Origin of the sequence: uncultured Merdimonas sp., from assembly GCF_963929015.1 — a bacterium.
GTDB lineage: Bacteria > Bacillota > Clostridia > Lachnospirales > Lachnospiraceae > Merdimonas.
The window spans coordinates 34,941-54,695 of the sequence record NZ_CAWVHE010000011.1 but is presented as its reverse complement, the minus strand read 5'-3'; the positions used below and the strand labels follow the sequence as shown (position 1 = coordinate 54,695).

18 protein-coding genes and 1 pseudogene are annotated in these 19,755 nt (G+C 50.9%); 1 reads left to right on the top strand and 18 read right to left on the bottom strand.

What is annotated here, in order from left to right:
• Positions 1-37 precede the first annotated feature (37 nt).
• The 7 genes from ABGT54_RS05480 to ABGT54_RS05450 form a co-directional block, all read right to left on the bottom strand.
• Entirely contained in the window at positions 38-1,150 is a 1,113-nt protein-coding gene (locus ABGT54_RS05480; protein WP_346663164.1) for a HAMP domain-containing sensor histidine kinase, read from the bottom strand.
• A complete protein-coding gene (locus tag ABGT54_RS05475; RefSeq protein WP_346663163.1) occupies positions 1,140-1,820 on the bottom strand; it encodes a response regulator transcription factor in 681 nt (226 codons plus the stop codon). Before ABGT54_RS05475 ends, ABGT54_RS05480 begins: the two co-directional genes overlap by 11 nt.
• A gap of 133 nt (positions 1,821-1,953) precedes the next feature.
• Positions 1,954-2,517: a DUF3841 domain-containing protein gene (locus ABGT54_RS05470; RefSeq protein ID WP_346663162.1), complete on the bottom strand. Its 564-nt coding sequence runs from the start codon at positions 2,515-2,517 to the stop codon at positions 1,954-1,956.
• Positions 2,510-3,088, bottom strand: a complete 579-nt coding sequence (locus ABGT54_RS05465; protein WP_346663161.1) for a DUF3841 domain-containing protein — start codon at positions 3,086-3,088, stop codon at positions 2,510-2,512. The genes ABGT54_RS05470 and ABGT54_RS05465 overlap by 8 nt, the downstream gene beginning before the upstream one ends.
• Positions 3,024-4,592 (bottom strand): BCCT family transporter, encoded by a 1,569-nt coding sequence (locus tag ABGT54_RS05460; RefSeq protein WP_270643887.1) that lies wholly within the window; start codon positions 4,590-4,592, stop codon positions 3,024-3,026. The genes ABGT54_RS05465 and ABGT54_RS05460 overlap by 65 nt, the downstream gene beginning before the upstream one ends.
• A gap of 79 nt (positions 4,593-4,671) precedes the next feature.
• The gene (gene grdH, locus ABGT54_RS05455; RefSeq protein WP_270644024.1) at positions 4,672-5,976 is read right to left on the bottom strand and encodes a betaine reductase selenoprotein B; all 1,305 of its coding nucleotides are present in this window, start codon (positions 5,974-5,976) and stop codon (positions 4,672-4,674) included.
• Positions 5,977-5,990: 14 nt separating this feature from the next.
• Positions 5,991-7,316, bottom strand: a complete 1,326-nt coding sequence (locus ABGT54_RS05450; protein WP_346663160.1) for a glycine/sarcosine/betaine reductase component B subunit — start codon at positions 7,314-7,316, stop codon at positions 5,991-5,993.
• Between the two features lie 297 nt (positions 7,317-7,613).
• On the opposite strand from ABGT54_RS05450, the gene ABGT54_RS05445 reads away from it, so the two are divergent.
• Positions 7,614-8,264: a TetR/AcrR family transcriptional regulator gene (locus ABGT54_RS05445; protein WP_346663159.1), complete on the top strand. Its 651-nt coding sequence runs from the start codon at positions 7,614-7,616 to the stop codon at positions 8,262-8,264.
• A gap of 17 nt (positions 8,265-8,281) precedes the next feature.
• Here the strand turns inward: ABGT54_RS05445 and ABGT54_RS05440 are convergent, their stop codons facing one another.
• The 11 genes and pseudogenes from ABGT54_RS05440 to ABGT54_RS05390 form a co-directional block, all read right to left on the bottom strand.
• A complete protein-coding gene (locus ABGT54_RS05440) occupies positions 8,282-9,409 on the bottom strand; it encodes a toxic anion resistance protein (RefSeq protein ID WP_204931091.1) in 1,128 nt (375 codons plus the stop codon).
• 18 nt (positions 9,410-9,427) lie between these two features.
• On the bottom strand, positions 9,428-10,534 hold the full coding sequence (locus tag ABGT54_RS05435) for a hypothetical protein (protein WP_346663158.1): 1,107 nt from the start codon (positions 10,532-10,534) through the stop codon (positions 9,428-9,430).
• A complete protein-coding gene (locus ABGT54_RS05430) occupies positions 10,531-11,184 on the bottom strand; it encodes a 5-bromo-4-chloroindolyl phosphate hydrolysis family protein (RefSeq protein ID WP_346663157.1) in 654 nt (217 codons plus the stop codon). The genes ABGT54_RS05435 and ABGT54_RS05430 overlap by 4 nt, the downstream gene beginning before the upstream one ends.
• Positions 11,185-11,187: 3 nt before the next feature.
• Positions 11,188-12,843 (bottom strand): substrate-binding domain-containing protein, encoded by a 1,656-nt coding sequence (locus ABGT54_RS05425; protein ID WP_346663156.1) that lies wholly within the window; start codon positions 12,841-12,843, stop codon positions 11,188-11,190.
• Between the two features lie 208 nt (positions 12,844-13,051).
• Positions 13,052-13,288: pseudogene (locus tag ABGT54_RS05420) on the bottom strand (ABC transporter ATP-binding protein); the annotation flags it as partial.
• Between the two features lie 45 nt (positions 13,289-13,333).
• Positions 13,334-14,689, bottom strand: a complete 1,356-nt coding sequence (larC, locus tag ABGT54_RS05415; RefSeq protein ID WP_346663155.1) for a nickel pincer cofactor biosynthesis protein LarC — start codon at positions 14,687-14,689, stop codon at positions 13,334-13,336.
• 3 nt (positions 14,690-14,692) lie between these two features.
• A complete protein-coding gene (gene larB, locus ABGT54_RS05410; RefSeq protein WP_106789040.1) occupies positions 14,693-15,457 on the bottom strand; it encodes a nickel pincer cofactor biosynthesis protein LarB in 765 nt (254 codons plus the stop codon).
• A gap of 15 nt (positions 15,458-15,472) precedes the next feature.
• On the bottom strand, positions 15,473-16,228 hold the full coding sequence (gene larE, locus ABGT54_RS05405; RefSeq protein ID WP_346663154.1) for an ATP-dependent sacrificial sulfur transferase LarE: 756 nt from the start codon (positions 16,226-16,228) through the stop codon (positions 15,473-15,475).
• 198 nt (positions 16,229-16,426) lie between these two features.
• Positions 16,427-16,567, bottom strand: a complete 141-nt coding sequence (locus ABGT54_RS05400; RefSeq protein ID WP_346663153.1) for a hypothetical protein — start codon at positions 16,565-16,567, stop codon at positions 16,427-16,429.
• A gap of 135 nt (positions 16,568-16,702) precedes the next feature.
• Positions 16,703-18,385: an acyl-CoA dehydratase activase gene (locus ABGT54_RS05395; protein ID WP_346663152.1), complete on the bottom strand. Its 1,683-nt coding sequence runs from the start codon at positions 18,383-18,385 to the stop codon at positions 16,703-16,705.
• Positions 18,382-19,656 (bottom strand): 2-hydroxyacyl-CoA dehydratase family protein, encoded by a 1,275-nt coding sequence (locus ABGT54_RS05390; protein WP_346663151.1) that lies wholly within the window; start codon positions 19,654-19,656, stop codon positions 18,382-18,384. The genes ABGT54_RS05395 and ABGT54_RS05390 overlap by 4 nt, the downstream gene beginning before the upstream one ends.
• Positions 19,657-19,755: the final 99 nt, after the last annotated feature.

Below are 19,755 nucleotides of genomic sequence, written 5' to 3'. Positions count from 1 at the left end.
GTTTACAACTGCATGATAGCAGAAGGTTCTGAAGAAATTACGAAGGTATTTCTGAAGAATTCTGAAGAAGGGGCGGAAAATACAGCCGGATCCGGATCTGAAAAGATTCCTCGTCCTCTGTCACTTCGGCCTCGCCCTGATACCGGCTGACGATCCGCCGGATATTTTTGAGACCAATGCCATAACTTTCTTTATAGAAATCATCCTTTCGGACTGCATTTTTCTGCGTGATCACTGCACGGACGCCGCCGCGCTCCGCCTCATCCGGCCCTCGTTCTATTTTCAGCGTAACCGGTTGGTCCGGATCTGCATATTTCTCCACATTGGAGATCAGGTTGTCCCAGACCCTTTGCAGAGAATCAATGTCCGCCATCCCGGACGCCCCCGCAAGTCCGGACACCTCTGTCTGGACGGCAAACCGCTCTTCCAGCACCGCTTCCCACTCCTGGGCAAGCTGGGCAAAGAGAAGTCCCAGGTCCTCTGCCGGCTCTTCTTTCTGCCGCTCTCCTTCCATCAGCTGATCCGTCAGTTCCTTGATCTGTCTGGCCTTTTCACGGGTCAGCACCAGCGCCCGGAAAAGTTCCTCCCGGTCTGTCTCCTCTCTGGAAAGGACCAGCTCCGAATAGGAAAGCATGGAAGTAAGAGGCGTACGGATATCGTGGGACAAAGACCGGATCCAGGCCTCTTTTTCTTCCTGCATCCGCCGCTTCCGCATATCCAGTTCCCGCCTGGCCGCCGACAGATAATTAATGGCTCCAGCAAGCTCGGCAAGTTCATCGTTTCCCTCCAGCGGGATCTCCGTCTGGATTGTCTTCCCGTCTTTTCCTTCTGTCTCTTCCTGCTCCCGCAACCGTTCCACGCCCCGGATGATCCGGATCAGATAGGAGAGCCTCTGCCCCAGCATAAAGAGGAAAAGCACCACGAATACCGCCAGGGCGCCAAAGGCGCAGATGCTGCTCCTCCATACAGCCAGCACCCGCTCCTGCACCCGGGTAAGTTCCATGCCCCGGTAGACAAAATAGTTTTCCGCCAGTGTGCCGGACAGATAATAGAGAAAGCAAAATACAAAACCGGAGACCAGCACGCTGATCAGCAGATATTCCAGGATCTGTACTGCCAGTTTTTTCCCTTTGATCTTTTTACTCCACATAGTATCCCTTTCCCCAGGCCGTCTTGATATACTGCGGGTTTCTGGAATCGTCCTTCAATTTTTTGCGAAGGTTTTTGATATGTGTCATGATGGATCCGTCCCCTACCGGCTCGTCTTCCCAGACGCTCTGGTAAATATTTTCCATGGAGAAGATCTTGCCCCGGTGTTCCAGGAACAGCTTCAGGATCTGATATTCTGTATAGGTAAGAACGATCAGCTCATTTCCCTTTCTGACAGACTGGCTGCGAAGATCCAGCGTGAGATCCTTGTAAAGGATCGTATGCCCGTCCGCCGGCGCGTATTCCTTCACCCGCCGCAGATGGGCCCGCACCCGAAGCAGAAGCTCCACATTGGAAAAGGGCTTAACCAGATAGTCGTCCCCGCCTGCGGAAAATCCCATCATCTTGTCAGATTCCCCGGAATAAGCCGTCAAAAACAGGATCGGCGCATAGCAGGTCTTCCGGATCTCGGCTGCTGCAGCAAACCCTGTCATCTCCGGCATATTTACATCCAGGATATACAGATCCACGGAAGGGTCTGCAAGCTCCAGGGCTTCCCGGCCGTCCGCAGCCGCGGCCACCTCATAGCCTTCCCCGGTAAGCAGCATGGACACCACATCCCGGATCTCCTTTTCATCATCAGCGATTACGATCTTTGCTTTGGATTGCATAACGGCCTCCTTTTCCTTTCTGGCTTCATTATACGAAAAAAGGGTACGGTTGTCTATGCAGAAAAAGGCGATGCCGCGAATCATCGCGACACCGCCAAAGAAAGGGGTAATGTAAATATGTTTTCGTTATCCTTTATTCTATCCCCAGGATCCACTCCTGCTTCAGGCGCCATACGGCGCCCTGGATATTCTTTGCTTCCATTCCTTCCTCAGGGATCTCTTCAAAGAGCCGCCTCCAGCTCTTTTGGATCTCCGCCTTCATCTGGGGATAGTAAGGTTTGGAAAATACATCCGTGGAATCCATAACGCCCTGCCTTCTTAAGCGTTCTTCAAACTCCCGTACTTCCTCTTCTGCCCCCATGTAGGACAGATTCAGGATCTGATTCCATTTTCTGCGGTCGAACAGCAGGAGTTCTTCCCTGGGTATCCATAACTGCAGGCGGTGCGTACCGGCTTCCGGCTTTGCCCACAATGGATCTTTGTAAAGCCATACCGGGGATTCCGCTTCCGGAGGCATTGCAACTATTTCCGATGCATTCCTGATAAAAAAATCGTATGCCTCACGAAAGATCCATGCCGTTTCCTGGTATTTCTGCTGTACATAACTTTTTTTCACATAATAAACACCGTCTCTGGCCAGTGTTTCCAGCACAAGATCCGCCTGCGCGGTATACATCACTTTGCATTCGTCACTCATAGTATCTGACTCCCTTCAGCCACTCCCTGCGGATTTCCCAGGCCGTGGCCGCCGCATCTTCCGGCGTTCTGGCAGGCTCTGTAAAGATCCTCTCCCAGCTGTCTGTGATCTTACGCCGCAGCGACGGGTAAAAATTCCCCTTAGTGCCTGTCACCAGTTCATCTTCCGAGGCAATCCCGTATCGCTTCAGTTCTTCCCGGTGTTTCCTGTCGTCCTCTGCATCCAGCGGCACGTACCAGTAATTAACCCGGTACCCCCAGCCTTCCATATTGCAGGCAAGGTAACTGCCTTCCGGAATATCCAGAGTCAGGATCACCGTATCCTCCACTGGCTGCAGCATGAATTCTTCACTTGGCGACAGCCAGATGGGATACTCACATTCTGGAGGGATGGATAAATACTTTCTTGCAGTCCGGGTATACCACCGGTAGAGTTCCAGATAATAATCGGTGATCGAACCATTTTTTTCTTCGATATATTCTTTTTTTACCCGGTAGATGCCGGAACTATTCAGCTCCTGCAGCACCTCCGGCCGCTGTCTGGTCCAGAATCTTCTTGTCTTCTGACTCATCCGTCTTAACCGCCTTGTCTGCATGGATTGCTTTGATAAATGCCGCGCACGCACCAAACATAATGAAAATGAATGGGAACGCTGCTGCAAGGGAGATGGTCTGCAGCGGCTTTAAGCCTCCTGCCATCAGAAGTCCCACTGCCATAATAGACTGAATCACACCCCAGAGGATCTTCCGGCTATTCGGCGGATTGATGGCTCCGTCTGTGGACAGCATAGATAATACATACACGCCGGAGTTTGCCGAAGTAATGAAGAACGCACACAGGGAAACGATCGCCACAATCGACAACAGTAATCCCAGTGGATATTCATTTAATACTACAAAAAGTCCGACTTCCGGAGTTGCCACGGCTTCCTGTAAGGTCTCGATCGCCATCTTGCCTTTCTCTGCCAGGTTGATGCCCAGGTTGCCGAAAATCGCGCCCCAGATGCAGGATGCGATGGCCGGCACCAGAACCACGCCAAGAACAAATTCCCGGATGGTGCGTCCCTTGGAGATACGGGCGATAAATACGCCTACAAACGGCGCCCAGGCAATGAACCATGCCCAGTAGAACAGCCGCCAGCTTCCCAGCCAGCTGTTATCGCCATAGGCATTGATCCACATAGCGTCCGGAATAAAGTCGCCGATGTACTGTCCCAGGCCATTGATGAAACTGTTCAGCACTTCGATCTTCGGTCCGACGATAAAGCACACCACCATCAGGCCGATCGCCACATACAGGTTGGTGTCGGAAATGATCTTAATTCCCTTCTCAATACCGGATACTGCGGATCCGATGTACAGGAAGGATACGATAACAATGATAATGATCTGTACCATCAGATTGGTGGGGATCCCGAACATATAGTTCAGTCCTGCGTTGATCTGCAGGGTTCCAAGTCCCAGGGAGGTTACCACGCCGGCTACGGTGGCAAATACCGCCAGGATATCTACCAGTTTTCCAAGCCATCCGTTTGCCAGTTTCTCGCCGATCAACGGCTCCAGGATGGTGCTGATCAGACCTTTTTTATTCTTGCGGAACATAAAGTAGGCAAGCGCAAGTCCGATCACTGCGTAGTTGGCCCACGGGAGGATTCCCCAGTGGGTAAAGAAGGATTTCATCGCAAAATCTGCAGCTGCAGGTGTCGCGCCTTCAATCCCTTCGGTAGGGTTCAGGTAATGGGTCAGCGGTTCCGCCACGCCCCAGAATACCAGGCCGACGCCCATACCGCAGCCAAACAGAAGACCGAACCAGGTCAGGTTCTTGTACTCCGGCCTGGAATCATCTCCGCCCAGACGGATCTTTCCAAACCGACCAAATGCCACATAGGCAATGAATACCAGAAATACGATCATAGCCAGAAGATACAGCCAGCCAAAATCTGTCGTCAGAAAGTTAAATGCCGCGTTGGATACTACCGTAAAACTTTCATTAAACACTACCGACCAGACTGCCATAATGGCGATAATGATCAGCGAAATATAAAATACTGCGTTCCCCGCTTTTTTCTTGTCCATACAATCTCTCTCCTTTTCTTCCTATCAGAAAAAGAAGGCGGGCAGACGCTGTTTTTCCGCGTCTGTCCGCCTAACTTTCCTATACACGGAATACTGTCTGTTCTGTAATGTCTGTTGCAAGACTCTCAAGAGCCACTTTTGTTCTGTGATAACGCAGCTTCCACTGCTCTTCCTTTGGTGTGCCCGGATCTCCCAGAGGATAAGGGATGGAGATGGTGGGAACGATCCTGTTGGATCCAACCGTCTTTGCTACCGGGATCAGATTACACATCTGAACGATCGGGAAACCAGCCCGCTCGATTTCTTTTACCATCGTTGCACCGCAACGAGTACAGGTACCTCAGGTGGAGACCAGGATCACGCCGTCTACATGGTCGTCCTGGAGATATGGTACGATTTCCTTTGCCATACGCTGTGCCTCTGCCTCTGTAGTACCGGTTCCTACGGTAGAATAGAAGTAGGGATGCAGGCTTCCATATACGCCCTCTTTTTCCAGCACTTTCAGTGCGTCGATCGGAGTAATGACATTGGGATCTGCGTCTGCCGCAGCCGGGTCAAATCCCGCATGGATGGTCTTGTATTCTCCGCCTTTGAGCGCTTCTGTATTGGAAATGTCGTAACGTCCCCAGCGGGTTGCGGATGCGGACTGAATGTGGTCCGGATTATCCACCGGTACAATACCGCCGGTGGTAACCAATGCGATCCGCGCTTTGGAAAGGTCTTTGATGGCTGCCGCGATGGGTACACGGTCAATCTTCGGAATCGGAAGTTCCGTCTGGAACGGCTCTCCATTTAACTTCTTTACCAGCATTTCCACCATACGCTCGGATGCCGGTTTTCCATCTGCCAGCCAGGTCTGACGGCGGATCCCTCTTGCAAAGTATCCTTCCTCGTCAGCGCTTCCTACCGGCTCGCCGTTTAACAGCTTGTTGGCAACTTTTACCATTGCGCTTACATCTTTACGCATCTTGGCAGCGCTGTTGCCGCCTTCCAGGATATACATCTGCTTTTTAAACATTTCCACGCCCGGATTTTCTACGTTCATGGATGTTACTACCGGAACGCCGAATTTTTCTTTGACTGCTTTACAGATGGTACCGCAGGCCACGCCGTAACGTCCGGCCTGGAATGCCGGTCCTGCCAGGAAAATGTCCATTTCTTTTCCTTCCAGCATGCCAAGGATCTCGCTGACCGCCGCCTCTGTATTGGTTCCCATATAGTTGTCGCCGCAAATAATCGTATAAGTAATTTCTGCATCCAGATCTTTTGCAAACTGCATGGCAGGTCCTACCTGGCCTTCGTGAAGTTCCGGCGCGATGCCAGCCTGTTCTTCACCGCCGATCTGGCCGAAAAACTGATTGATATATAATACTGCCTTTTTCATCATCTCACCTCCGCCTAGAATTCTTTCATGGTCTTCGGTGACCATCCGCATACCTGGTCTCCGCAGAACATGGAGTTATTTTCCATAATGATCGATCCGTCTTTTCTTACGGATGGTCCTAAGATCTCATCATCCGCCCATCCTCCGGAAAGGCCGTCTCTTCCAAGCGCTTCCAGCTCGCCAAGCACGGTCTCCATCGGCGGAAGCTCGATCAGCTCGGATACATTTCCACAGGAAACGATAGCGTCACATTTTTCATCCAGAGTTACCAGAGGCTGGGATTGTCCGTCACGTCCGGTACACTCATTGGTAATACCTACCGTCTTCACGCCTGCATCTTCCAAAGCCACGATACATCCTACAAAGTCTGCATCCGGGTTTCCGTAGCCTTCTTCTGCAACAACCGCTCCGTCTGCTCCCAGGCTGGTTGCAATCTGTGCTACAAACTGCGCCGCTCTTTCCTTCTGATCCAGCGCCACATTTAAGTTGGACATGATCACACCCAGGAAATTGATGGTCTTGCCGTGCTCTTTGTAAAGCGCTTTAATGTTCGGACAGTTCTGCATGTCATAGGTAGACCATTTGGAAGATACCGGCATGAAACTTCCGGATACCAGCGCTCCGTCCAGCACTTCATTGGGATGCATAAAGGTCGGCACCATGTGATTGGTATCCCATCCGTAAAGCAGGTCGTTGTAACCCATCTCTTCCATCTGGGACTGGGGCTGCATTACATACACAACAGACGGAAGCTTTTCTACCTCCGGGTCTCTTCTGATCGCAGCTTCCAGTTCATAGACTTCTGTGTCTTCCGGCGTCAGTTCTTTGACGCAGGCTGCGATATACTCCGCCAGCTTATGTCCGGCTCTTCTTAAGGCGTCGTTTTTCTTCTGCTGCTCATGTTTTTCAAAATCTTCATTGGTGTCTGCAACCAGAACGATATTGTTTAACTGTCCAAAGTAAGTAAACTTCTGGCCCTCTCCGCTCATGTCGATAATACCGTCCTGGAAGCCGCCCCAGTGTCTTCCTACTACCAGCACGCTGCAGTTTTTCATGGCATAGACCACGCCCTCGCCTGCCGGCGCCAGATCATCCGTATATCCGGGGAAGATTCCTCTTCCGTCCGGGCGGATCCTGGGCTCGATCGCCTCTTTAACCGGGCACATACGGATCTTGTCACCTGGCTTTGCGATATAAAGCTCTGCCTCTGTAATTCTTTCGTCCTGACGGATGAAATCCAGTGCTTCCTCTTTGTTTACGGTAAGCACTCCATCTTTTAAGGACAGTTCGTTACCGAAAACAATGTCTTTGACATAAAAATTGCCAATTTCGAGTTTCATATTTTCCCTCCTTGCCGTGTTTCCCATAGATTTTATCTATGGTTATTTTTCACATATTTTTTTAAAATAAGCGCGCTTGTTCCATCATTTTTAACGTAATTATAATAATAAGCGCGCTTATTGTCAATGATCTTTATTAATATTTTAACAATTTTCGAACTTCTTATAGATACCGCCTATATCCGTTTTCTCACTTGTGAAAGGATCCGCAAAATGATATAATATATAAGCTATGCTTCTTTACAGATAAGACGATATTCAGCGATATTTTATATAGAGATCAGGAGTTTTTCAGATATGCCAGTGATTCAAAATGAAGAATTGAAAATACAAAACAAAATCCGGTTTATTGAGGCCGCGCAGGCGCTGATCGACGAAGAGGGACTGGAAAAGATTTCCATCCGCAAGATTGCCGAGAGAGCCGGATTTCATAATTCCACCATTTACTTATATTTCCGGGACATGGACGAACTTGTCATGCTGGCCACCATGAAACATTTCGACCAGTACAGCCAGGCTCTTTCCAGATTATCCACGCAGAATCTTTCCGCTGCAGATACGTTTTTGGCCATCTGGTCTTTTTACGGCCACACCGTTTTCCGGAAGCCACAGATTTTTTACAATTTTTTCTTTGGAAAATACAGCAACAACCTGACAACGGTCATGGAAGAATACTACCGCCTTTTCCCCGAAGAAAAGGTGGAATATTCTCATGAAATCCGGGTGATGTATTTCGGACAGAACATCCGGGAAAGGTGTATGTATCTTTTACAGACACTTTCCGGCACTGTCACGACTTTGCAAAAAGAAAATATAGAATTGATCAATGATATTGTTGTCTGCTGTCTTCGTACTTTGTTAGAAGAAAAATGCCAGGACCCGTCTCTGGATCCCGGCGATATGACCACGCGGCTTCTCTCCATGATCCGCTACGTGGTAAGAATCTAAAATTGTCCGCCTCTTCCTTATGCTCCGGCCAGAAGGGAGCGGCGGATATCCTGTTCCAGCTTTTCCAGCTCTGCTTCAGCTTCCTGCCGTTTCTTTCTTCCGTCCTGCTGGATCTTCACCGCCTCATTCATGGTAGAGATCAGATTTTCATTTGCTTTTTTCAATGTCTCAATATCCACGATTCCTCTCTCTGATTCTCTTGCTACATCCAGTGTATTCTGCTTTAGTTTTTCCGAGTTTTTCAGCAGCAGCTGATTGGTTGCGTCAGTGATATCTCTTTGCAGCTTCAGGGCTTCCTGCTGCCGGTACAGGCCAAGCGCCATAACCATCTGGCTCTTCCAAAGGGGGATGGTCTCCTGGATCGCTGTCTGGATCTTATCTGCAAGAAGCTTGTCATTGTTCTGTACCAGTCTTAGCTGCGGCGCGGTCTGGATCGCAATCGTCCGGCTGATCTTCAGATCATGAAGTTTCTTTTCAAACTGTCCCACAGTATCTTCAAAATCTTTTACCACCTGTGCATTCATGGGATCTCCGCTCTCTTCTGCTTCTTTTCTAAGCGCCGGGATGGTCTCTTCCTTGAGTTCCCGCATCTTTTCCTCTCCTGCGACGATATAAAGCTGCAACTGGCGGAAATAGGACAGGTTTTTCTCATACATGGAATCCAGCATGCCGATGTCTTTGAGCATTTCCATTCTCGCTTCATCCAGCTTCCCTTCGATCTTATCTACCTGGACCTCCAGTTTTTCATACTGCATCATAAATCGTTTCACTTTTGCCTCTGCCTTTTTGAAAATGCCCATGATACCGGATTCTTTTTCCAGCGACTCAAAGTCCAGCCCCTGCACACTGGTCACCAGCCCGGTCATCAGTTCACCAATGTACCCCGTATCCTTGTTTCTTACGTTATTCAGGATATTTTCTGAAAAATCCGCGATATTCTGCTTTGCCCCGGAACCATACTGCATCAGCATCTGAGAATCGGTCAGATCGATCTGCTCTTTGATCTCCTCCACTTTTTCCCTCTCAGCAGGTGTCAGCGCAGTAATCTGTTCCTGGATCTTCCGGGCATTTTCCTCCACCAGCGCTATATTTTCTTCTGCTGCTATCTTCTGTTTCCTTAATGCATTTAACGTAATCTCTGCCATTTCTTCCCCCTTTCTCTGCTATTGCAGTCCTTCTATGATCTGCCGCATCACTTCGTAGGACGGAACCTGCGCCACCTGCGTGATGCTGTCCGCAATCCCGGTCACTTTGGTTTCTCCCTGGGAGGTTCCTGCGCTGCCAGTGCGGAAACCATGCTTTTTCCAGGCCAGTTCCTGTACCGTTTCATCCTGAAGCCCCTTGAGCAATGTCTGTCCGCTTTCGTCTATGGCGATCAGTACATGAGCAGACCACACAGTAGGCGCCGGATAAAGGATCACAACATCATCCTTGATCTTTTCGTATGCTTCCGGATTCATCTGGGCATACTCGATGATCTGGCTCTCATAACCTGCGGCAACCGGTGTCGCCCCCACCCCCATCCGAAGAAACTGATCGAACAGATCCGCTGAAGAAGTCTCCATATATCCCAGTTTGCCGAAAATAGTCTGAAGCTGCGGCAGAATCTCTCCCACGCCTTCCGGCGTCAGGGTCTGGCCGCCGTTCAGCACATCTGCCAGAAGCGCCGCAAACATATTTCCGGAATTGGACTTTGCCGGATCCGTGGTGTCTACAGAGACACTGCCGTATAGTTCAGGCACGCCGATATCCGCCCACTTGGTATCATTCTGGATCATAGCAACCAGTTGATTCATATCAATATAATTAACTTCTCCATCCTTTGTGATCAGTCCCTGTTGTTCAAAGGCATCCAGGACGATCTTGTGGGTATACAATACAATCGGCGTATTTAAAATAATCTCACTCTGCTTTGGCGATCCGTGAAGTTCTTCGTAATATTCCAGTGCAATGCTGCTGGAAGGGAAAAGATAATTCCGTCCGGACAGATCCGCCGTCATCATATCCAGAGAACCGGCTTTTGAATAATCCACATCCAGACCATATTCATTTCTTAAGATCTCCAGCACTTCCTCATCTTCCAGAAACCCTACTTTTTCTCCGCCAATATACCCGCTGACCTGCGTAGCCGGTTTCGTTTTCGTCACCTGCTGCCCTTCTGTCCGTTTTTCTTCTCCCAGTTCCCCGGTCCCGCCGGTCAGGAGATAGATTCCTCCGATGACCCCCATCACGCAGACCAGAAGAATCAGACCTATGATTTTTTTCTTCATTCGTTTTCCTGCTTTCTCTGTTTGCCTGTTTCTATATATCCTTCTGAACGGAGGGTCTGTTTCAGAAGATTCAGATCCGCCTCCATATCCATCAGTTCATTTTGCAGCAGCTTTTCAAACTGCATCTGAAAAGCCTCTTTCAAAGTTGCCACCGCTTCCTTTGTATTCTGTAATATTCTCTGCGCTTCTTTTGTGGCAAGTCTGCTGTCCTGCAGTTCTACATAATTTTCCAACACATTGGCTGCCGTCTCCTGGTAGTAATCAATATAGCGTCTGGCCGACGGGATTTTCTTTGGATTGTCTGTCAGAAATTTTAAAATGCTTCCCGCCGTTGTAAGAAGGGTCTGTACGTCCTGCTTTAATACAGGATCCAGAATCTTGCCCGCTGCCTTTTGCATTCTCCGGTAATCCGTGCCAGCCTCCAGAAGCCTTTCATGAAGAACTTCTCCATTACCGATTTTTTCTACTTCCATCCTTCCAATTTTTTTAACCGGACGCAGCACCAGCAGAAATCCCGGATAGGAAGCGGCTGCCAGACCCATGCACAACAGAAGATTCCATCCAAGTCCGGCAAGAAGTCCCAGGAATACCGCCAGAGATAATCCTGCCGAAGCCGCAATACTGATGATTTCTTTCCAGTTTCTTTTCATGTTCTAATTGTATCCTTTCACACTGCGGAAGGCCGCCGTCAGATCTTTGGTGCCGTCAAACACCCGGCCGCCGCTTATTTTAGCCAGTTCTTCCAGCTGGCTTGGATCGGCATCTCCAAAGGTAATAGAAAAAATCGGGATGTCCTCTTCATACCGTTTCCAGACCTCTTCAAAATTACTGTAATTATAGTTGGAGCGCCCATCGGTCATCAGGATAATGGCCGGCGTATAGTTTGTCAGATCATAACCGGAAGCAATTTCCAGCGCTTCTGCTGCCGCCCGGTAAATATCCGTACCTCCCGCGATCTGGAAATCCGCCACCTTCTGGTTCAGCTCTGCCAGCGCTTCATCCGAATCATCGGCCGCCGCCTGTACATCCAGGATCGTATCATCAAAGAACACCACCTCATTTACTTCTCCTGCATTTGCCTGAAGGAAATTCTTTCTGGCGTTCTCCTGCAACAGGATCTGGGCCATCGCTTCTTTGAGTTGTTCCTCTCCTGTTCCCGACATGCTGCCCGAGAAGTCCAGACAGTAAATGTTAAGAGAAGGCTTCTTAAAACTGGTCTGGTAGATATTCAGCGCCTCTGTCAGCACCGCGGCCTCCGGCATCTGGATCGGCGACAAGATCCGTTCCGTGTCAATGCCCCAGTCACTGTTGAATACATCCTGATTTTCTTTGGAGACGCCACCAGCATTGATCCGGCGTCCTGTAGCCTCAATCTCTGCCTGTGTTTTGTCTGAGAGGAGATATTCCTGTACTGCCAGAAAGGCTTCTTCTTTTTCTGCATCGCCATGATCCACATAACCCAGCGGTGAATCCGCGATAGAAAGGCCATCATAGGGATAGACCACATACAGAGGTTCTTTCCCTTCCTCTTCCAGCTGCTGATTGGCGTCAATGATCAGGCATTCATAGTTGACCATGGCGTCATAGTCTCCTTCCAGGAACATATCTTTGAGCCAGTCCGAACTGCCGGAGCTTCGCTCCACGCCGCTTAACAGTTCCCTGATATCCGCCTGAAGATCCGGCTTCTGCAGGTCTTCTTCTGTAAGTCCCTCCTGCTTCCCGAGAAGAGCATATAAGAATCCAATATAGGCACTGGCCCCGGAATTGGACTGGGTGGCGCTGGTCATGCAAAAGCTCATTTCCCCATCCCGGATTGCTGTCAGGATATCATTGACCGATACCTTTTCTCCCACAAACCCGAGCTTTTCCGCCAGACTTTCCCTGATGCCAAATACCACCGGCGTCATGGAAATGGACTGACTGTGCTTGATCAGATGCCCGGTATCTCCCATGGAGACCCAGATACTGCTGGCCGGCCACACCGCATCGTAATCCGGCGCTCCATTTTCCAGTTCCCTCATAATATCCACAGAGCCTTTATATTCCATCTGAATCTCCACGCCTGTAGCCTCACTGCATTCCTGGATAATGGTTTCCAGTTCCTGGTTTTCAGACCCTGACAATATACGGATCTGGCCTCCCGGAACCCTGGTGATCTCCTGCTTTTCCTGTTCTTCTGCTTTCCCTTCCGTATTCTGACTTTCCCGGGGTTCCTCTTCCCGGCCAGTCCCTGAATCTGCCCCACATCCTGTTAAAAGCAGCATCCCGGCTAATATACCAAGGAAAATCCTTTTCATCTGTTTACTCATATACATCCCGGTTCCCTCCTGTTTTCCGGCTTGATCCTGCCTGATATTCTCCCTTTTATTTTCTTTTATTTTAGAAAACCGCTCTATCTGTTTCCTGTGAAATCTATGTAAAAAGCAGGTAAAGACGCTATGGCGCTTTTACCTGCTTATCTATATACGTTCTTTATCCTGTTTCTAAAAAACATGACACCCTTCTAAAACATCTTTCTTACAGTTCCACCACTCTGGTACACACTTTCCCCAGCAGCTTTTCATCATGGCTCACCACCAGAAGCCCCAGTCCCCGCTTCTTTGCCTCCTCCATGAGGCAGTTCCAGATCCGGGCCCGGGTCACCAGATCCAGCATGGCGGTGATCTCATCGCAGAGAAGGAATCTTACGCCCGGGCGCAGCGCTCTGGCAAGGCAGAACCGCTGCAGCTCCCCGCCGCAGCCTGCCAAGAGGCCTGTCGCAAGTCCTGCTGTAAGGATGATTGCCGTAAACCGCCTCACTTATTTCTCCTCCTGTCCGTCAATGTCCGTCCGGCGGATCACCTCATCCCGCACCTTCCCCCAGGGCAGGTTCTGCTCTCTGGCGATCTTCGCCACATCTTCGTATTCCGGTTTCTTATGAGTGACACCGTATCCGGAAGCGGTCTTGATCCGCACCTCTCCCCAGGGCATAGAAACCTTTTCCACCCCCGGCTTCAGAAAATATTTCTCACACCGGCGGGCCCGCACTCCGTTGGTGGCTGTCTCCCGGAATATCTTCCGGACCATTTCCTCTTCGTTCCCTTCTTCGCACAGCACCGTCAGCACATGGCCGGGGCGGCCTTTTTTCATGGTGCCGGGAAGGGTATACACGTCCAGCGCTCCTGCTTCCAGAAGCCGGCCGCAGGCATAGGAAAGAGCCTCCGGCGTCATGTCGTCCAGGTTGCAGATCAGTTCTGTGATCCTGCCATTTACGCCAGTCTCCCCAGCTTCCATGCCAGCGGCTTCCGACTCCCGGCTTTCTCCCAGGAATACCCGCACACAGTTGGCCTGAGGAAATTCTTTCGTTCCAATCCCGATCCCCACGCCAGCGCCTGTCATCACCGGCATCGAGCCAAAAGCATCCGCGAACTGGGTAAGAAGCGCAGCTCCGGTAGGCGTACACAGTTCTCCCCGGATTTCTCCGCCGTAGCTTGGCGCTCCCTCCAGCAAGTTGGCTGTGGCAGGCGCCGGAACCGGCATGATCCCGTGAGCGCACCGCACCGTGCCGCTTCCCACATGGACCGGGGAAACCACGATCCGCTCAGGCTTTAAAAGATACAGGCAATAACATACGCCAGTCACATCTGCCACCGCGTCCAGGGCTCCCACCTCGTGGAAATGCACGTCTCCCACAGGGCAGCCGTGAGCCCTGGCTTCTGCCCGGGCGATCCGGTCATACACCGCTCTGGCCTCTTTCTTTACCTCCTCCGGCAGGCACAGGGTGTCGATCAGTTCCCTGATATGCCCCGGCGTGGCATGATGATGGTGGCGGTGATGCTCGTGGCTATGCTCGTGGTTATGCTCCTGTGGATGGGAATGATCGTGGCTATGAATGTGCTCATGCGTATGGGAATCCTCATGGCTGTGGACGTGGTCATGCTCATGGCCATGGTCGTGTCCACAGGTAGTTTCTTCTTCCCCGTGTACTGTCACCCGCATATGCGTTCCGGCGATCCCACATGTCTTTCCCGCCTCCGCCTCCACATGCACGCCGGGCAGTCCCAGGCTGTTCATGGTCTTCAGAAATCCCTCTTTATCTTCCAGCAGTTCATACAGGGCGCCCATCAGCATATCACCGGCTGCCCCCATGTTACATTCGATATATAATGTCCGCATCTGTTATTCCTCCTTGATCCCTTCCATCTGATTAATCCGGCTGGCCAGATACCCGGCCCCGAATCCATTGTCAATATTCACCACACTGCACCCGGAAGCGCAGGAATTCAGCATGGACAGAAGCGCCGACAAGCCTCCAAAACTGGCGCCATAGCCTACGCTTGTGGGTACCGCGATCACCGGGCAGTCCACCAGTCCGCCCACCACGGAAGCCAGGGCTCCTTCCATGCCTGCCACTGCGATCACGCAGCGGGCCTGCATGAGAATATCCAGATTAGACAGCAGGCGGTGAAGTCCCGCCACGCCCACATCATAAACCCGGGTCACATGATTTCCCATGGCCTCGGCAGTCAGCGCCGCCTCTTCTGCCACCGGCATGTCGCTGGTCCCTCCGGTGGCCACCACAATATTTCCCCGTCCCGGCCGGTCTTCCGGAAATGCGATCCCAAGCCGGGGAATTTTGTGGTAATCTATGGGGAGAAACCGGGACAGATAGTCTCCGGTCTCCTGGCTGATCCGGGTCACCAGAATGTTACGGCACCCCTTCTCGCCCATCCGTTCTACAATCCCTTTGATCTGCTCCGGCGTCTTTCCCTCTCCGTAGATCACCTCCGCGGCTCCCTGGCGGACGCTACGGTGAAAATCGATCTTGGCATAGGCAAGGTCTTCAAAGGGCGCCTCCTTTAACTCCAGCATGGCGTTCTCCGGTGACACCTTTCCATCCGCCACCTGGCGCAGCAATTCTAAAATGTCATGTTTATTATCCATTGCTTCTCCTTCCTTCTATCTGGATGGCTTCCTGGCTTCCAGATCCATCAATACCGCGGGAAACAGCGGTTTTAACCGCTCCTTAACAACTGCCCGCTGATCCAGAAGATCCGCCATCTCTTCTTCTCTTACCTGGATCCTTGCTCCCTCCTGGCAAATACGCACCCGGAAATCCGCAAATCCCATCTCTGACAGGATCTCTTCCGCCTGCTCCACATTTTTAAGGGTCTCTAACGTGATCTTCGTCCCCGTGGGCACCCGGGTAGCCAGGCAGGCATAGGCCGGCTTCTCCCAGGTAAACAGACCGGCTTCTTTAGACATCTGCCGCAGCTGTTCCTTGGTGATCCCGCATTCCCGCAGAGGCGACCGCACCTGAAGTTCCCGCAGCGCCTGCATGCCCGGCCGGTCTTTCGCGTCATCGGAAGCATTGGTCCCGTCCAGAAGCACCGGGTATCCATCCCGGCGTGCGGCTTCCCGCAGGCTGGAAAACAGCGCCCGTTTGCAGTAGTAACAGCGCTTCGGGCCGTTCTGCGCCGCCTCCGGCACCGCCAGGATATCCTCTTCGATCACAGTCATCGGCACCTGCAATTCCCGCGCCAGCCGCCTGGCGTCCTCCAGTTCGAAGGCCGGCTGGAAGGCCGTCTTCCCATAATAGGCCCGGACATCCGCACCGTATTCCCTGGCCGCCCACAGGAGAAAGGCAGAGTCCGCACCGCCGGAAAAGGCCACCGCGGCTTTGGGGGCTTCTTTAAAAAACTCCTGTAATGTCATACCTTCTTTCCTCCTTACAAATAGAAACAGGAAGATGTCTGCTTTCTCCTGAAAACAGATACCTTCCTGATATCTTTCCTGTCAACCTGTATCTCCGTTGCCATAAGGCAACCATTTATATCTGATAAAACTTCTGTATCATAATCCTCACGTCTTCTGACGCATCTTCCGGCTTCCTGCCGGAGCTCTTTTCTAATACTACCATATAGAAAAACTGCCGGCAACCGTTTTATTACTCAAGAATACCGCGCACCTCTTCCAGGCCGATTCCCTTCCTTTTACTTCTCCTTCTTTCAACGCATCCTGATACCATTCTTCCAATGCCTGACACATATTCACACGCTCCTCCTTCTGCCCCTATATTTTAACATGCCCAGTACCTGTTGTAAATCTTCTGAAAGTCTTTGCAGTTCTGCAACAAATGGGGACGGGGGATTTTTAAAAATCCCCCGTCCCCATTTGACACTTTCTTACCTACCCTTCGTATTGCTCCAGTGCGTACAGCGCCGCCCCGGTGGCTCCTACGATTTCCGGCTCCTCACAGATGTAGAGTTTCTCTCCCAGTTTTTTTTCTACCGCGCGCACCACGCCCGGATTCTTAGCCACGCCGCCGGTCATCATAAATCCCGGCTCCAGGCCTACGCGGCGCAGCAGGCCGTAAGCCTTGCCGGCAATGGCGTTGCAGACTCCATTGGAGATATCATTTTTCTCCTTGTTATTGGCGATCAGAGAGATCACCTCTGACTCCGCGAACACAGAACACATGCTGGTAATCTCGATCTCTTCCGTAGAAGTCAGAGCAATGGCCCCCAGCTCGTCAAGGCTTACCTCCAGAGTCCGGGCGATCATCTCCAGGAAACGCCCTGTCCCGGCGGCGCATTTATCATTCATGACAAAGTCTTTGACTTCTCCGTTTTCACTTAACTTAATAGCCTTGCTGTCCTGGCCGCCAATGTCCAGAATGGTCCGGATCTGCGGATTAAAATAATGCGCGCCCTTGCCGTGGCAGCTGATCTCCGTCACATTTTCATCAGCAAAAGGAATGCTGACCCGGCCGTATCCTGTGGATACGATCCAGGAAATATCCTCTCTGGAAAGTCCTGCCTTCTCCAGCACATCCTCTAATACCTTCTCTGCGCTTTCCCCGGATTTGGCTCCGGTGCGGACTACAGAAAATGCCTTCATTTTCCGGTCCTGATCCATGATCACCGCATTGGTGGACGTAGATCCGCTGTCAATTCCAAGTACGTACATCCTGTTCTTTCCCTCCATTTTTTTCGCTGGTTTTCTTCCTTTTTTCTGCATATTTTCTTTCTGTAAGGATTCCAGAAATGCCTCGATCCTTGTCAGGATCTGCCCGTAACTCTGCTTTGTATAATCCGTCTCCAGAAGCAGCAGGGGCTTTTTCAGCCAGTCTTTCAGCCAGGCATATTCATAAGCATAATTGTCGCAGAACTGGACAGTGTGGTAAATGATCCCGTCCACACTGTCTGCGTACCGCCGGATCAGTTCGTCCCGGTTGGCCGCCTGCTCCATCCGCATACAGGGGAACTGGCTAAGGAGTCCTCTGGCGTATTCCTTCAAAGGCTCTTTCTCATCCCAGAACAGCCTTCTGCCCACCCCGGTACAGGTCAGGTCAAAGGCCACGTTGGCGCCCCGCTGTTCCAGGATTTTCCCGATATTCTCATTGGCCCGGGCGCCCAGGATTCCGATATTTAACGAACGGTCCTTCACTCCGTTCTGCTGTGGTTCTTCTTTCCCCTTCAAATATTCCAGGAACACCTTTTCATCAAACGATTTCCCGGAAAATCCTTCATAAGCCCGGATCATGGCGCGGATCCTCTGCTCATAGAGGTCAACGCCAACCTCTTTCACCAGCCTTGGCGTATCCAGCATATAGATAAATTTATCCGGAAATTCTTCTTTCAGCACATCATACAACCGCCGGATACTGTCGCAACAGGTGGTAAGAATGATCCCTTCATAATCCTTCTCCATCACCGTCTCCAGCACACCTTTGGCAAAGCTGCAGATATTCGGGTGCATCCGGATCTCCGCCTGGCTAAAATTCGTCACATCCGGCTCGATCCGCTCCATCTTTGCCCCCATGGATTCCAGCACCTCAATGGGAGCGTATTTACAGATATATCCGATCATCGCGTCTCCTCCTCCACATCTAACATTTCCAGAAATGCCTCCAGCCTGGTCTTGATCTGTCCGTCGTGGCTGTTGCGCTTGTCAATGCCGTCGCCGTCCAGGATCAGCATGGGGATCCCCTTTTTCTGCATTTCCTCTTTTAACAGGATACTGCCGCCGGAGGACTGCTTGCAGCCCCAGTGACAGAACTGGATCACTGCGTCCGGATGCAGGGTATCGCATAACTTGCCGATCATGGATGCCCGGTGGGAATAGGATCCATTGTAAATGTTGTGGATGATCTTCCGGGCCAGCGAGTGGAAGGGGCGCTCCGGGTCCAGCTTCTCCGCCGAGTCCAGAATGATATCGCTGGCAATGATCTGGTAATTCTGATTGGTATTAAAACATTTCTGCAGACTTTCCTGATAAAACGGAAGCAAATGTACCCACAGGATCTTCTTCCCTTCAAATTTCGGATAAATCTGGATATCCTCATTCATAAACCGGATCAGATCCAGGAATTCCTGTGTACCGATAAGTAAATGCATGCCCATCATCATATAGAGGTGGCTGATCAGTTCCCCCGGATAATAATGCTCGCTCTGAAGACGGAAAAACTCTACCAGCTCTTTGCGGGTCTCATTTTCAATCCGCAGCGATTCCTTCAGCTTCTCTTCGTCAAATCTGACAGCAAACCGTTCCTCCAGTTCATGGGCGAAGCCACGCAGCTGCTCTGCCAGATATTCCACAGATGCCCCGTCGTCTTCATAGGGTACGTCCAGAAATGTAAAAGGCACGCCCTTTTTCTTCTCCAGATACCGGAAGGTATTCAGGTTGCCGTCACAGGAAAGCGACGTGGTAACCGCGTAGTCCGGCACCGGTACTGCGTCGCTGTCAATAGCTCCCACAAAAGTCTTGTGATAAGAGCAAAGCGTAGGCGCAATCCCTGTATTCTGTGCATAATCAATAAAATAATCTTCCAGATGATAACCGCTCAAATAACAGGACAGACATTCAATGGACAGCGTTTTTAATCCAAAACAGCGGATCAGCTCACAGGGCGAGAAAATATTCCCCCACACATATCTGTCCGGCTGGCACAGCGCATCTGCCACAAAGGACATCATCATGGTCTCCAGCTTCTGATAGCCTTTCGCCAGATTTTTCTTTGGAAGGATCTTTGTCCGGATCTTGTTCGCCTGAAATCCCAGCAACATCTTCCCCCAGCTCTTCCTGGGATCTGCAATGGTCTGTTCTTTCACATAGTCAATATATTTATCTACAACCCACATCGTTTCCTCCATCTTTTCCAATCCAAAAGGAAGTGGCCGGATCGTAAAATCCTGCCCCTTCCCTGGTATGTTTTCGCAATTTTATTTTTTATAACCACT